Genomic DNA, 12,675 nt, shown 5'->3' with positions numbered 1-12,675 from the left:
TCCCCGCGATCCCCCGCAGCGCGGCGCCCGCCGGAGAGTCCGGGTCGGTCAGGACGACCGGCTTGCCCTCGTCGCCGCCCTCGCGGAGGCGGACGTCGATCGGGATGGAGCCGAGGACCGGGACCGTCGCTCCGGTGGTGCGGGTCAGGCCGTCCGCGACGGTCTGGCCGCCGCCCGTGCCGAAGACGTCCACCATCTCGCCGCAGTGCGGGCAGGGCAGGCCGGACATGTTCTCGACCACGCCGACGATCTTCTGGTGGGTCTGGACGGCGATGGAGCCGGCCCGCTCGGCGACCTCCGCCGCCGCCTGCTGGGGCGTGGTGACGACGAGGATCTCCGCGTTCGGGACCAGCTGGGCCACCGAGATCGCGATGTCGCCCGTGCCGGGCGGGAGGTCGAGGAGCAGGACGTCCAGGTCGCCCCAGTACACGTCCGCCAGGAACTGCTGGAGGGCGCGGTGGAGCATCGGGCCGCGCCAGACCACCGGCGCGTTGCCCGGGGTGAACATGCCGATCGAGATGACCTTCACGCCGTTCGCCGACGGCGGCATGATCATGTTCTCGACCTGGGTCGGGCGGCCGTCCGCGCCCAGCATGCGCGGCACCGAGTGGCCGTAGATGTCCGCGTCGACCACGCCCACCTTGAGACCGTCGGCTGCCATCGCCGCCGCGAGGTTCACGGTGACCGAGGACTTGCCGACCCCGCCCTTGCCGGAGGCGACAGCGTAGACACGGGTCAGGGAGCCGGGCTTGGCGAAGGGGACCTCGCGCTCGGTCTGGCCGCCCCGCAGGGCCGTCGCCAGCTCCTTGCGCTGCTCGTCGCTCATCACGTCGAGCGTGACGTCGACCCGGGTCACGCCCTCCACGGCCGCGACGGCGTCCGTCACGCGCTGCGTGATCGTCTCGCGCATCGGACAGCCGGAGACCGTCAGGTACACGGTGACCGCGACCGCCCCGTCCGCGCCGATGTCGACCGACTTGACCATCCCGAGCTCCGTGATGGGGCGGTTGATCTCGGGGTCGTTCACCGTCGCCAGTGCCTCGCGCACCGCGTCTTCGCTAGCCATACAGACGATGGTACGGCGGTGGCGGGCGCCCCCCGCACCCCTGTCAGTGGTCGTCTACGTCACGCCTGTGCGGTCGTTCTGCCGGGAATACGACATGCCCGTCGTGCTGCCGTGTCTCCAGCTCCTTCATCAGGTCCTGGAGCTCGGAGCGGATCCAGTCCCGCGTGGCCACCTCCCCGAGGCCGATCCGCAGCGAGGCGATCTCCCGGGTCAGGTACTCGGTGTCCGCGATCGACCGCTCGTTCTGCTTGCGGTCCTGTTCGAGGTTGACCCGGTCCCGGTCGTCCTGCCGGTTCTGCGCGAGCAGGATCAGCGGGGCGGCGTAGGAGGCCTGGAGGGACAGCATCAGGGTGAGGAAGATGAACGGGTAGTTGTCGAAGCGCAGGTCGACGGGCGCGAAGATGTTCCACAGCACCCACGCGATGATGACGACCGTCATCCAGACGATGAACCGCCCGGTGCCCAGGAAGCGGGCGATCCGCTCCGACAGGCGCCCGAAGGCCTCCGGGTCCCACTCGGGCAGCAGCCTGCGGCGCGGCGGCCGGGGCTGGTCGAGCCGGGCGCGCGGACGGCTGGTCGCCGTGGCGCCGGCAGGGGTGCGCTCACGAGCGCCGAGCGGGGTGCGCTCGCGGCCGGGGGTCTCGCGCTCAGGCGTCATGGTGGGCCACCCCCTCCGCACCTTCCGCGTCGAACTCCGTCTCCCGCCAGTCCTCGGGCAGCATGTGGTCGAGGACGTCGTCCACCGTCACCGCGCCGAGCAGCGAGCCCGAATCGTCGACCACGGGTGCCGCGACCATGTCGTACGTCGCGAAGAACCCGGCGATCACCGGGAGCGTGGCGTCCGGGTCGAGGGCCTGGAGGTCGTCGTCGACGAGCGCGCTGACGAGGGTGTACGGGGGGTCCCGCAGCAGTCGCTGGAAGTGGACCGTGCCGAGGTACTTGCCGGTCGGCGTCTCGTCGGGCGCCCGGCACACGTACACCTGGGCGGCCAGCGCGGGGGAGAGGTCGGGGTTGCGGACGCGGGCGAGCGCGTCGGCGACGGTCGCGTCCGGCCGCAGGACGATCGGCTCGGTGGTCATGAGACCGCCCGCCGTGTGCTCCTCATAGGCCATCAGGCGCCGCATGTCGGCCGCGTCCCCGGGCTGCATGAGGCTCAGCAGGCGTTCCTGCTCCTCGGTGGGGAGTTCGGCGAGCAGGTCGGCCGCGTCGTCGGGGTCCATGGCCTCCAGCACGTCGGCGGCCCGCTCCTCCTTCAGCTTGCCGAGGATCTCGATCTGGTCGTCCTCGGGCAGCTCCTCCAGTACGTCGGCCAGGCGGTCGTCGTCGAGAGCCGCGGCCACCTCCGCGCGCCGCTTGGGGGAGAGGTGGTGCAGGACGTTGGCGAGGTCGGCCGCGCGCAGCTGCTCGAAGGTGGCCAGCAGGCTCTCGGCGCCCTGTCCGTGCTCCTCCAGGGTGAAGCCGGTCACGGCGGACCACTCGACGGTCAGCGCCTCGCCCTTGCGCCGGAACGCCCCGCCCTTGCCGCCCTTGCGGACGAAGACGCGGTCGATCTCCCAGTCCCGGCGGGCGGGCAGCTGCTGCACCGAGATGTCGAGGACGGTGACCTGCTCGCCGGTCTCCACCAGCGTGACCCGCCGGTCCAGGAGTTCACCGAAGGCCAGCCGCTCGGTGGGCCGTTGCTCGAAGCGCCGGACGTTGAGCACACCCGTGGTGATGACCTGGCCCGACTCGATGCTCGTCACCCGGGTCATGGGCAGGAAGATGCGGCGCCGGGTGGACAGTTCGACGACCAGGCCGAGCACCCGGGGCGGCCTGCGCCCCACGCGCAGGACGACGACCAGATCGCGCACCCGGCCCACCTGGTCGCCGTTGGGGTCGAAGACGGCGACGCCCGCGAGGTGCGAGACGAAGATCCGGGGGGCTCCCGCTGCCATGGCTGTGCTTCCTTTGCCTACGAGGCGGTGTTCGAGGGCGTGTACGGGGGTGCGTACGGGGTGTTTCGTTCGTCGTTCGTTGTCCGGATTGCCCGCTCGGGAGGGCTTAAGGCTAGCCCGTACCGATCGGATACGCCCTGGTGAGGCCTCCGGACGGTCTGGCTCCGTCCGGGGCGCGGGGCCCCGGTACGCTGCCGTACGCCGCTGAAGGACCCTCGTCGGAAAGGCAGCCCCACCTGTGACCGCGATTCCCCAGGGCCGTGCCCGCAGGACCGTTGTGGTGGGCGCGATGTGCGCCCTGGTCGTGACGGGAACGGGTCTGACGGGCTGCAGCGAGGACCCCGACGCGGGCACCAACGGGGTCGGCAAACTGTCCGCCGAGCAGATCCAGTCGAAGACCCGTGCGGCCGCCGAGTCCGCCGGGGCGCTGCGCCTGTCGGGGAACGTGGTCACCAGCGGGCGCACGTACGGGCTCGACATGCGCCTGAACTCCGGCGGCGGCACCGGGTCGGTCACCGCGGAGGGGACCACCTTCCAGCTGCTGCGGATCGGCAAGGAGCTGTACCTGAAGGCCGGCGCCGACTTCTGGACCCAGGCCGACGGCAAGGGCGACGACTCGGACGCGGCCGACAAGCTCGACGGCAAGTACGTGAAGGTGCCGTCGGGCGATCCGGCGTACAGGAAGTTCAGCGGTTTCACGGACAAGGACGTTCTCCTCGACGGGCTTCTGACACTGCACGGCAGCCTGGAGACCGACGGCCACCATGAGCAGGCGGGTACCCGCACGATCCGGATCACGGGTGACAAGGGGGACGGCGGCACACTGGACGTCTCCCTGGAGGGGCAGCCCTACCCGCTGCGCCTGGCCCGGGCGGGCGGCGCGGGCACGCTGACCTTCTCGGCCTGGGGCAGGAACTTCTCCCTGACCGAGCCGAAGAAGGACGAGACGGTGGACTACGGCAAGCAGCTGCCGGCGTCCTAGCCGCGTTTGCGGCGTTTCAGCAGCAGCCGGGGCAGCCCGGCCGGGATCGGCTCACGGGTGGTCGCCGGTGTGGGCAGCGGTGGTCGGGCCAGGTCGCCGTCGGGGAGCGCGGCGGTGACCCCGGTCGGTTCGAGCCGCAGCACCCGGCACTCGCGGGACCAACGGTCCGTCATCGCCTCGCCGTCTGGGGCGTTCAGCCGCTTCCCCTTCAGCTCGGCGACGGCCGCCTGCCACGCCTCGGAGCCGGGTGCCGGTTCGACGACCCTGGCCGTCCAGGAGACCAGCCGGCCTCCCTTGTCCTTGCTGCGCACGGTCACCTCGGCGGTGCCGCCGTCGGTCAGCCCCGGCAGCGGTTGCTCCCCGGGCCCGTCGCCGACCAGGCACGCGGCGCCCTCGTGCCACACGTGCCACAGGGCGCGGGCCGGGCCGCCGGGTCCCTGGACCCAGATGAGGCCGGACTTCTTCGTGGCCTCCTCGACGAGGGCCCGGTCGAGCAGCTCACGTGTCATGGGGCCCACCCTAGAGCCAGCCGTTGCGCTTGAGGGTGCGGTGGATGCCCATGCAGATGACTCCGGTGACCGCCATGATCACGGGGTAGCCGAACCGCCAGTGCGTCTCCGGCATGTAGTCGAAGTTCATGCCGTAGACCCCGCACACCATCGTCGGTACGGCGATGATCGCGGCCCAGGACGTGATCTTCCGCATGTCCTCGTTCTGCGCGACGGACGCCTGCGCGAGGTTGGCCTGGAGGATCGAGTTGAGCAGTTCGTCGAAGCCCAGGACCTGCTCCTGGACGCGGGCGAGGTGGTCGGCGACATCGCGGAAGTACTTCTGGATGTCGGGGTCCACGAGCCGCATCGGCCGCTCGCTGAGCAGCTGCATGGGCCGCAGCAGCGGGGCGACGGCCCGCTTGAACTCCAGCACCTCACGCTTGAGCTGGTAGATCCGCGCCGAGTCCACACCGCGCGAGACCTTGCCGCCGCGCCCCGGCGTGAAAACCTCGGTCTCGACCTCGTCGATGTCGTCCTGCACCGCGTCGGCGACCGCGACATAGCCGTCGACGACATGGTCAGCGATCGAGTGCAGCACCGCCGAGGGGCCCTTGGCGAGCAGCTCGGGGTCGTCCTGGAGGCGGTGGCGCAGCGCCCTGAGCGAGCCCTGGCCGCCGTGCCGGACGGTGATGAAGAAGTCCCGGCCGGTGAAGCACATGACCTCGCCGGTCTCGACGATCTCGCTGTTGGCGGTGAGCTCGTCGTGCTCGACGTAGTGGATGGTCTTGAAGACGGTGAACAGGGAGTCGTCGTAGCGCTCCAGCTTGGGCCGCTGGTGGGCCTGGACGGCGTCCTCGACGGCGAGCGGGTGCAGTCCGAACTCACCGGCGATACCGGAGAATTCGGCCTCGCTCGGCTCGTGCAGGCCGATCCACACGAAGCCGCCGTCGCGGCGCACCTGGCGCATCGCCTCGTGCGGGCTCAGCTGGCAGTCGGTCGGCACGCGCCGGCCGTCGCGGTAGACGGCGCAGTCGACGACGGCCGAGGGCGTCGAGGGGTCGCGCGTCGCGTCGTACGCGCCGGTGTCCTTGCGCAGCGAGGGACGCGACGGGCGCACGGCGGCACGCAGGTCACGGATCATCGACATGGCAGGCTCCTTCGTGACGGGCAACAAAGGGCGCCGGCGAGGGCTGGAACTACCCGGAATGGGGACGTCCTGCTGTGGGTGTTTGGCACGTCCACAAAGCGGGGAGCACCGCACCATCGCGGTGGCGAGCTTCGCTACTGATTCAGCTACTGCTGGCGATCACAGAGATCAGGCAAAACGAACGAAATGCTCTTCCGCACGAAGACGCGAACGTGAAAGGCGGCGGTTGCCGAGAGTCACAGAGCTGCATCAGCGGCCGGAAGAACGAGTGGTACTACCAGGTCGACTTCGATCCATGACAGCCCCACCTCCTCCGGCCGGTCCCTCGTAAGGGACGATCCATTCCCGTAAGGGAGTCTCACAAGGCGTCGGGGCTCGATCGCGACGCTTCTGCGTGCTGCCCCGACGACCGGGCCAGAGTATCAGCAGGCCGAAGTGTCAAGGCGCTGCTTTGCCCGGTACTGACGAGTTCTATGCTCGCCGCATGGCAGATGTTCTTCCTCTGGTCGAGGCCCGGTTGCGCAGCGCGCTGGGCGATCCGGACGCGCGCGCGGCGGTCACCTTCCTCGGCACGGACCGCATCGAGGTGCTCCGCTTCACCGACGGGGACGTCGTCCGCTACGCCACGCTCGGCATGTCGGCCCAGCCGATGGGCGACCCCACCGCGATGCTCGCGGACCCGGTGAAGGGCCCGCGCGCCGAACTGTTCCTCTCCGTGCGCTCGGGGCTCGCCGACACCGACAAGGTCCTCCGCCCGCTCGCCGTGCTCGCCGCGTCCCCGCAGGTCGAGGGCGTGGTCGTGGCGCCGGGAGCCTCGCTCGACGTGGGGGAACCGCTGTGGCCGGCCGCCCCGTTCACCTCGGTCCTGGTCGCCGAGCCGGGTGGGCTGGTCGAGGACCTGGAACTCGACGAGCCCCTCGACCCGGTCCGCTTCCTGCCCTTGCTGCCCATGACGCCGAACGAGGCCGCCTGGAAGCGCGTCCACGGTGCCCCGGCCCTCCAGGAGCGCTGGCTGGCGAACGGGACGGACCTCCGGGATCCGTCCCGGAAATCCGTCCCGCTGGACTGAGCCCCGCGTGAGCAAGCTCACCAAGTGCCGACCGGCACAGGTCAGTTGGCGAACACGGTGACACTGTCCTCGACCGCGTGCCTCGGCTCCTGCTCCTCCGCCTCGTGCGTGAGCGCCTTGCGCCGTACGACGACCACGAGCGCGCCCAGCACGGCGGTCACCGCCGCGACCACGAACGGGACGTGGATGTCGGTCCACTCCTCGATCTTCGGCGCGAAGTAGGGCGCCGCGGCCGCCGCGAACCAGCGCACGAAGTTGTAGCCCGCGCTCGCCACGGGCCGCGGGGCGTCCGAGACGCCGAGCGCCAGTTCCGTGTAGACCGTGTTGTTCACGCCGATGAAGGCGCCGGACAGGATCGTGCAGACGACGGCCGTGGTGTGGTTGCCGTAGCCGAGGACGAGCACGTCGAGCGCGAGCAGGACCAGCGACCCGCCGAGCACCTTCAGCGAGCCGAACCGCTCCTGGAGGCGTGGCGCGGCGAACACCGAGAAGACGGCGAGCAGCACTCCCCAGGCGAAGAACACGGCACCCGACTTGTACGGGGTCATGTCCAGCACGAACGGGGTGAAGGCCAGCACGGTGAAGAACGTGTAGTTGTAGAAGAAGGACGAGATCGCGGCCGAGGCGAGCCCGCCGTGGCCGAGCGCCCTGACCGGGTCCAGCAGCGAGGTCTTGCGGGCCGGCTTGGGCTGCTCCTTCAGGAACGCGGTGATGCACAGGAAGCCGACGGCCATCAGGAAGGCCGTACCGAAGAACGGGTAGCGCCAGCTGGCGTCACCGAGCAGGGCGCCCAGCAGCGGGCCGCAGGCCATGCCGAGGCCGAGGGCGGACTCGTACAGCAGGATCGCCGCCGCGCTGCCCCCGGCCGCCGCGCCGACGATGACGGCGAGGGCCGTGGAGACGAACAGGGCGTTGCCGAGGCCCCAGCCGGCCCGGAAGCCGACCAGTTCCTGGACCGAGCCCGAGGTGCCGGCGAGTCCCGCGAAGACCACGACGAGGGCGAGGCCGAGCAGCAGGGTCTTCTTGCCGCCGATGCGGCTGGAGACGAAGCCGGTCACCAGCATCGCGATCGCGGTGATCAGGAAGTACGAGGTGAACAGGAGAGAGACCTGGCTCGCCGTGGCGTCCAGTCCCTTCGCGATCGACGGCAGGATCGGGTCCACGAGTCCGATGCCCATGAAGGCGACGACGGACGCGCCCGCCGTCGCCCACACGGCCTTCGGCTGGCGCAGGATGCCGCCGGCTCCCGCATCGAAGGGGTCCATGGTCGTTCCTCCACTCCTCACGGAGATAGTTGGTATATGCACATAGTAAGTTAGATCGGCTAATTAATGCAAGCTACATCTAAGTCTGTCCGGTGGGGCCGGACCGAACCCGTTCCGTCCGGACGGGTGATCGTCCTTGACGTGGCGGAGCGAGGGTAGGACCGTGGGGCCCTATGAGGGGCGAACCCAGTTGCCCGAAGTGTGGTGGCCGGGTCAGGGCTCCCGGACTCTTCGCCGATTCCTGGCAGTGCGATGTGCACGGGACGGTGCATCCACTGCAGCCCGTGATACCGCCGAGCGTCGAGGCCCTCGATGTCGTGGTGCATCGCACGCAGGTGCCGGTGTGGATGCCGTGGCCGCTGCCGGTCGGCTGGCTGTTCACGGGCGTGGCCTGCGCGGGTGACGACCGCAGTGGTGGTCGCGCCACGGCGGTGGCCTGCACCGGACCCGGACCGCTCGGCGGTGTGGGCGAGCTGATCCTCGTGGCCGAGGAACTCGGCGTCGGGCTCGGCGCGCGCTACGCGGGAATCGACGGGCCGGACCCGGGCCCCTACATGAGCGTCGAGAAGCCGGCGCAGGCGAAGGTGCTCGCCGCCGGCCGGCCCACTCCGCTGTGGCTTGTCTCCGGGGCGCCGGAGGACCGGGCCGTGTTCGCGGGGGAGGCGCTGGGGCTGTGGCTGTGGGCCGTGGTGTGGCCCGAGCAGTCCGGGCTGCTGATGTACGACGAGCTGGTGCTGACGGATCTGCGGGAAGCCGGGGCCGAAGTGGAACTGGTGCCCTGCGGGGCGCTGTCGCCCCGCCTGCTCAAGCCCTGACCGTGGGGGTCGTGCCCCCGCGACTGTAGGGGTTGCACCCCGGCTGCGGGTGTGACAGGGGAGTCGGAAAATCCGGTTATCCTTGAGCGTCCCCCTGTGATCCGTGTCTGTTCCACCGTCTGGAGTCCGTGTCGTGCGCATCGATCTGCACTGCCACTCCACCGCGTCCGACGGCACCGACACACCCGCCGAGCTGGTGCGCAACGCCGCGGCTGCCGGGCTGGACGTCGTCGCCCTCACGGATCACGACACCACCCGCGGCTACGGCGAGGCCCTGGCCGCGCTGCCCGCCGGGCTGACCCTCGTCACCGGGGCCGAGCTGTCCTGCCGGATCGACGGGGTGTCCATGCACATGCTGGCCTACCTGTTCGACCCCGAGGAGCCGGAGCTGCTCGCCGAGCGGGAGCTGGTGCGGGACGACCGGGTGCCCCGGGCGCGGGCGATGGTGGCCAGGCTCCAGGAGCTGGGGGTGCCGGTCACCTGGGAGCAGGTGGCACGGATCGCCGGAGACGGTTCCGTCGGGCGGCCGCACGTCGCCACCGCGCTCGTCGAGCTCGGGGTCGTACCGAGCGTCGACGACGCCTTCACCACCGACTGGCTGGCCGACGGCGGCCGGGCCCACGTGCAGAAGCACGAGACCGACCCCTTCGAGGCGATCCGGCTGGTCAAGGGGGCCGGCGGGGTCACCGTGTTCGCCCACCCCGGCGCGAGCAAGCGCGGTCGCACCGTCCCGGAGTCCGCGATCGCCGAGATGGCCGCCGCCGGCCTCGACGGCATCGAGGTCGACCACATGGACCACGACGCGGACACGCGCGTACGGCTGCGCGGGCTCGCCGCCGATCTGGGGCTGCTCGTCACCGGGTCCAGCGACTACCACGGCAGCCGCAAGACCGTCGCCCTCGGCGAGTACACGACGGACCCCGAGGTCTACGGGGAGATCACGCGACGGGCGACGGGCGCGTTCCCGGTCCCCGGCACCGGCGGAATCTGAGACCGACCCCGCCGTCCATCACCCGGAGCCGCAGGCCGCACCGTTGTGTGTCCGTGCCTGGCTCCGCGTTCCGCCCTTTTCTGTAAGGCCAGTTCCGTCATGTTCGACGTCGCCGTCTTCGGCTCGCTCTTCCTCACCCTGTTCGTCATCATGGATCCCCCCGGGATCACCCCGATCTTCCTCGCGCTGACCGCCGGCCGGCCCGGCAAGGTGCAGAAGCGGATGGCCTTCCAGGCCGTCTGCGTGGCGGGCGGTGTCATCGCCGTCTTCGGGCTCCTGGGCCACCAGATCCTCGACTACCTGCACGTCTCCGTGCCCGCGCTGATGATCGCGGGCGGTCTGCTGCTCCTGCTGATCGCGCTCGACCTGCTCACCGGCAAGACCGACGAGCCGAAGCAGACCAAGGACGTCAATGTGGCGCTCGTACCCCTGGGCATGCCGCTGCTGGCGGGGCCGGGTGCGATCGTGTCCGTCATCCTCGCCGTGCAGAAGGCCCACAGCGTCGCCACCCAGGTCTCCGTGTGGACGGCCATCCTCGCCATCCACGTCGTGCTGTGGGTGGTGATGCGGTACTCCCTGCTGATCATCCGGGTCATCAAGGACGGCGGCGTGGTGCTCGTGACCCGGCTCGCGGGCATGATGCTCTCCGCGATCGCCGTGCAGCAGATCATCAACGGCATCACCCAGGTGATCCACGCGAGCTGAGCGCGCGGGCATGCGCAGAGCCCCCGCCCGGCGTCGATGCCGGGCGGGGGCTCTGAAGCTTCAGCGGGTTGCTGGGGGTTATGAGGCCGTGGTCTCGGCGGGGCGGATCCAGAGCCGCTGTCCTATGGCGGCGGCCTGCTGAACGATCCGGTTGACGGAGGCGGCGTCCACGACAGTGCTGTCCACGGGCGTGCCGTCGACGTCGTCGAGTCGCATGATTTCGAAGCGCATGGCTTCTCCCTTCGTCTGGTCATCCTCCTGCGGAGAATTACTGCGTACACAGGTAGTCAACGGGGTGCGTGTTACAAACATTCCCTACGCTAAAGAAATTTTTCGAACAACTAATTACTGACCGGTAAGTGAGTCTTCCGGGACTCCTTGGGACCGGTTGTGTTCGCAGCGTGACCGCCGGGACAATGGAGGCGATGAACGACGACCTGGCGCCGCTGAGCGCCCGCATCGACCGCACCAACGAGCTGCTCACGCGCATGCTCGCCGAGGTGGCGAAGACGCCCTCGACGCATGCGATCTTCGTCGATGCGGGATACCTCTACGCGGCCGCGGGACGACTCGTCACCGGCACCGAGGACCGTCGCGCCTTCGACCTGGACGCCGAGGGCCTGATCGAGGCCCTCATCGACCGGGCGCGGACCATCTTCGCGGACAGCAGACTGCTGAGGGTCTACTGGTACGACGGCGCGCGCCGCCGCATCCACACGGCGGAGCAGCAGACCATCGCCGAACTCCCCGACGTGAAGGTCCGGCTGGGCAACCTCAACGCCAACAACCAGCAGAAGGGCGTCGACTCGCTGATCCGCTCCGACCTGGAGTCCCTGGCCCGGCACCGCGCGATCAGCGACGCGGCCCTCCTGGGCGGGGACGAGGACCTGGTCTCGGCGGTCGAGGCGGCCCAGGGCTACGGCGCCCGCGTCCACCTGTGGGGCATCGAGGCGCCGGAGGGCCGCAACCAGGCCGAACCGCTGCTGTGGGAGGTCGACAGCCAGCGCACCCTCGACCTCGACTTCTTCAAGCCGTACGTCTCCCGGCGGGCCGCGGTCCCCTACGAGGCGACGGCCGCCCGGCCCACCCGCGAGGACGTCCGTTTCGTGGGCGCGCAGATCGCCGCGAAGTGGCTGTCGGAGCGGGGCCGGGCGGCGCTGCAGGAACTCCTGCCCGGCCACCCCTACCTGCCGGGGTCCGTGGACCAGGACCTGCTGGTGGAGGCGGAGGGGCTGCTCCAGTACTCCCTGCGGGGGCACGCGGATCTGCGCCGGGTGCTGCGGGACGGGTTCTGGGAGCACTTGCAGGGCCAGTACTGACCGCCTACCCGTCGAGGGCGTCCCAGAAGTCGGCCAGGGCATGGGCCGTGGGGAGGGGCTCGTCGGCGTTGGGGGAGTGGTCGGCCCCCGCGATCACCGTGCGGCGCGCACTCAGGCGTACGGCCATGTCGTCGAGGAGAGGCACCGGCCAGGTGTCGTCCTGCGCGCCGGACAGGACGTGGAAGGGCAGCGGGACGGCGGCGAGCTCGGCCACCAGGTCCGGCTCCGTGCACAACTGGGCTCCGGTCGCGAGGAGTTGGGCGGGCTTGTTGCCGAGCCAGCGGCGGCGCAGCTGTACGACGTCCCCGATGCCCTTCGCGGGGCCGCCGACCTCCTCCGGCGGACCCATGGCCAGGATCGCCTCCCACACCTCGGCCATCGTCATCACCCCGAGCGCGTCCCGCAGCAGCTTCACGCGCTGCTGCTGGGAGTCGGAGATCTGCGCGGGGCCCGAGGAGACGAGGGTGAAGGAGAGGAAGGGCGCGTGGTCGAGCAGTACGGCGGCCCGCGCGATCTGGCCGCCCAGTGAGTGCCCGACCAGGTGCACGGGGATGCCGACGGCGGCCGCCTGGGCGAGCACGTCCCGCGCCAACTCGCCTCGCGCGTAAGCGGATTCGTCGGTCTGCGGCCCGTCCGACTCGAACTGGCCCCGGCCGTCCACCGCCACGACCCGGTAGCCGCGCGCGGCGAGCGGTCCGTGGAGCAGCGTGAAGTCCTCCTTGCTGCCCGTGAAACCGGGAAGCAGCAGCGCGGTGCCCTTGGGGACGACACCGTCGGGCACGGCCGAGTCCACCACCGCGAACTCGCCGCGAGCGGTGCGCAGGGGGTAGGCGCGGGCGCCTGGCGGCGGGATGAAGACGGCTCGGGTGCTCACGGGGTGAGGGTATCCGG

The 12,675-nt window shown here is 70.5% G+C and carries 14 protein-coding genes; 6 read left to right on the top strand and 8 right to left on the bottom strand.

What is annotated here, in order from left to right:
• The 3 genes from EHS43_RS23455 to EHS43_RS23445 form a co-directional block, all read right to left on the bottom strand.
• On the bottom strand, nucleotides 1-1,066 hold a 1,066-nt coding region (locus EHS43_RS23455), incomplete at its 3' end, for an Mrp/NBP35 family ATP-binding protein (protein ID WP_148104081.1).
• Nucleotides 1,067-1,109: 43 nt separating this feature from the next.
• Nucleotides 1,110-1,724, bottom strand: a complete 615-nt coding sequence (locus EHS43_RS23450; protein WP_125192744.1) for a DUF1003 domain-containing protein — start codon at nucleotides 1,722-1,724, stop codon at nucleotides 1,110-1,112.
• Nucleotides 1,714-3,000, bottom strand: coding sequence for a CBS domain-containing protein (locus tag EHS43_RS23445; RefSeq protein ID WP_125192743.1), 1,287 nt, complete (start codon nucleotides 2,998-3,000; stop codon nucleotides 1,714-1,716). The genes EHS43_RS23450 and EHS43_RS23445 overlap by 11 nt, the downstream gene beginning before the upstream one ends.
• Before the next feature lie 238 nt (nucleotides 3,001-3,238).
• Between EHS43_RS23445 and EHS43_RS23440 the strand changes: the two genes are divergently transcribed.
• Nucleotides 3,239-3,982 (top strand): hypothetical protein, encoded by a 744-nt coding sequence (locus EHS43_RS23440; RefSeq protein WP_125192742.1) that lies wholly within the window; start codon nucleotides 3,239-3,241, stop codon nucleotides 3,980-3,982.
• Here EHS43_RS23440 and EHS43_RS23435 read toward each other — a convergent pair.
• Complete coding sequence (locus tag EHS43_RS23435) at nucleotides 3,979-4,491, bottom strand: hypothetical protein (RefSeq protein ID WP_125192741.1); 513 nt, start codon at nucleotides 4,489-4,491, stop codon at nucleotides 3,979-3,981. The two genes, EHS43_RS23440 and EHS43_RS23435, sit on opposite strands and share 4 nt — an antisense overlap.
• A gap of 10 nt (nucleotides 4,492-4,501) precedes the next feature.
• On the bottom strand, nucleotides 4,502-5,620 hold the full coding sequence (locus EHS43_RS23430; RefSeq protein ID WP_125192740.1) for a magnesium and cobalt transport protein CorA: 1,119 nt from the start codon (nucleotides 5,618-5,620) through the stop codon (nucleotides 4,502-4,504).
• A 484-nt stretch (nucleotides 5,621-6,104) separates the two neighbouring features.
• On the opposite strand from EHS43_RS23430, the gene EHS43_RS23425 reads away from it, so the two are divergent.
• A complete protein-coding gene (locus EHS43_RS23425) occupies nucleotides 6,105-6,689 on the top strand; it encodes a suppressor of fused domain protein (protein WP_125192739.1) in 585 nt (194 codons plus the stop codon).
• Nucleotides 6,690-6,730: 41 nt separating this feature from the next.
• On the opposite strand, the gene EHS43_RS23420 is transcribed toward EHS43_RS23425, so the two are convergent.
• Complete coding sequence (locus EHS43_RS23420) at nucleotides 6,731-7,954, bottom strand: MFS transporter (RefSeq protein ID WP_125192738.1); 1,224 nt, start codon at nucleotides 7,952-7,954, stop codon at nucleotides 6,731-6,733.
• 173 nt (nucleotides 7,955-8,127) lie between these two features.
• On the opposite strand from EHS43_RS23420, the gene EHS43_RS23415 reads away from it, so the two are divergent.
• The 3 genes from EHS43_RS23415 to EHS43_RS23405 all read left to right on the top strand — a co-directional run bounded on the left by EHS43_RS23415 (nucleotide 8,128) and on the right by EHS43_RS23405 (nucleotide 10,465).
• Nucleotides 8,128-8,769: a DUF6758 family protein gene (locus tag EHS43_RS23415; RefSeq protein ID WP_125192737.1), complete on the top strand. Its 642-nt coding sequence runs from the start codon at nucleotides 8,128-8,130 to the stop codon at nucleotides 8,767-8,769.
• A 133-nt stretch (nucleotides 8,770-8,902) separates the two neighbouring features.
• Nucleotides 8,903-9,760 carry a PHP domain-containing protein gene (locus EHS43_RS23410; RefSeq protein ID WP_125192736.1) on the top strand — a complete coding sequence of 286 codons (858 nt, stop codon included), beginning with the start codon at nucleotides 8,903-8,905 and terminating at the stop codon, nucleotides 9,758-9,760.
• 99 nt (nucleotides 9,761-9,859) lie between these two features.
• Nucleotides 9,860-10,465, top strand: coding sequence for a MarC family protein (locus tag EHS43_RS23405; RefSeq protein WP_125192735.1), 606 nt, complete (start codon nucleotides 9,860-9,862; stop codon nucleotides 10,463-10,465).
• 78 nt (nucleotides 10,466-10,543) lie between these two features.
• On the opposite strand, the gene EHS43_RS23400 is transcribed toward EHS43_RS23405, so the two are convergent.
• Nucleotides 10,544-10,696, bottom strand: coding sequence for a hypothetical protein (locus EHS43_RS23400; RefSeq protein WP_003992775.1), 153 nt, complete (start codon nucleotides 10,694-10,696; stop codon nucleotides 10,544-10,546).
• Between the two features lie 194 nt (nucleotides 10,697-10,890).
• Between EHS43_RS23400 and EHS43_RS23395 the strand changes: the two genes are divergently transcribed.
• The gene (locus EHS43_RS23395) at nucleotides 10,891-11,784 is read left to right on the top strand and encodes an NYN domain-containing protein (protein ID WP_125192734.1); all 894 of its coding nucleotides are present in this window, start codon (nucleotides 10,891-10,893) and stop codon (nucleotides 11,782-11,784) included.
• 4 nt (nucleotides 11,785-11,788) lie between these two features.
• Here the strand turns inward: EHS43_RS23395 and EHS43_RS23390 are convergent, their stop codons facing one another.
• A complete protein-coding gene (locus EHS43_RS23390; protein WP_125192733.1) occupies nucleotides 11,789-12,658 on the bottom strand; it encodes an alpha/beta fold hydrolase in 870 nt (289 codons plus the stop codon).
• Nucleotides 12,659-12,675 lie beyond the last annotated feature (17 nt).

The organism is Streptomyces sp. RP5T, assembly GCF_003933965.1.
In the GTDB taxonomy this organism is placed as follows: Bacteria; Actinomycetota; Actinomycetes; order Streptomycetales; family Streptomycetaceae; genus Streptomyces.
Note: the sequence above shows the minus strand (reverse complement) of the source record. Positions and strands in the feature narration are given on the sequence as shown.

Excerpts from the sequence above, each read along its gene's own strand:
- EHS43_RS23450 (WP_125192744.1), bottom strand. The coding sequence starts at position 1,724 with ATGACGCCTGAGCGCGAGACCCCCGGCCGCGAGCGCACCCCGCTCGGC.
- EHS43_RS23445 (WP_125192743.1), bottom strand. The coding sequence starts at position 3,000 with ATGGCAGCGGGAGCCCCCCGGATCTTCGTCTCGCACCTCGCGGGCGTC.
- EHS43_RS23435 (WP_125192741.1), bottom strand. The coding sequence starts at position 4,491 with ATGACACGTGAGCTGCTCGACCGGGCCCTCGTCGAGGAGGCCACGAAG.
- EHS43_RS23430 (WP_125192740.1), bottom strand. The coding sequence starts at position 5,620 with ATGTCGATGATCCGTGACCTGCGTGCCGCCGTGCGCCCGTCGCGTCCC.
- EHS43_RS23425 (WP_125192739.1), top strand. The coding sequence starts at position 6,105 with ATGGCAGATGTTCTTCCTCTGGTCGAGGCCCGGTTGCGCAGCGCGCTG.
- EHS43_RS23420 (WP_125192738.1), bottom strand. The coding sequence starts at position 7,954 with ATGGACCCCTTCGATGCGGGAGCCGGCGGCATCCTGCGCCAGCCGAAG.
- EHS43_RS23415 (WP_125192737.1), top strand. The coding sequence starts at position 8,128 with ATGAGGGGCGAACCCAGTTGCCCGAAGTGTGGTGGCCGGGTCAGGGCT.
- EHS43_RS23405 (WP_125192735.1), top strand. The coding sequence starts at position 9,860 with ATGTTCGACGTCGCCGTCTTCGGCTCGCTCTTCCTCACCCTGTTCGTC.
- EHS43_RS23400 (WP_003992775.1), bottom strand. The coding sequence starts at position 10,696 with ATGCGCTTCGAAATCATGCGACTCGACGACGTCGACGGCACGCCCGTG.
- EHS43_RS23395 (WP_125192734.1), top strand. The coding sequence starts at position 10,891 with ATGAACGACGACCTGGCGCCGCTGAGCGCCCGCATCGACCGCACCAAC.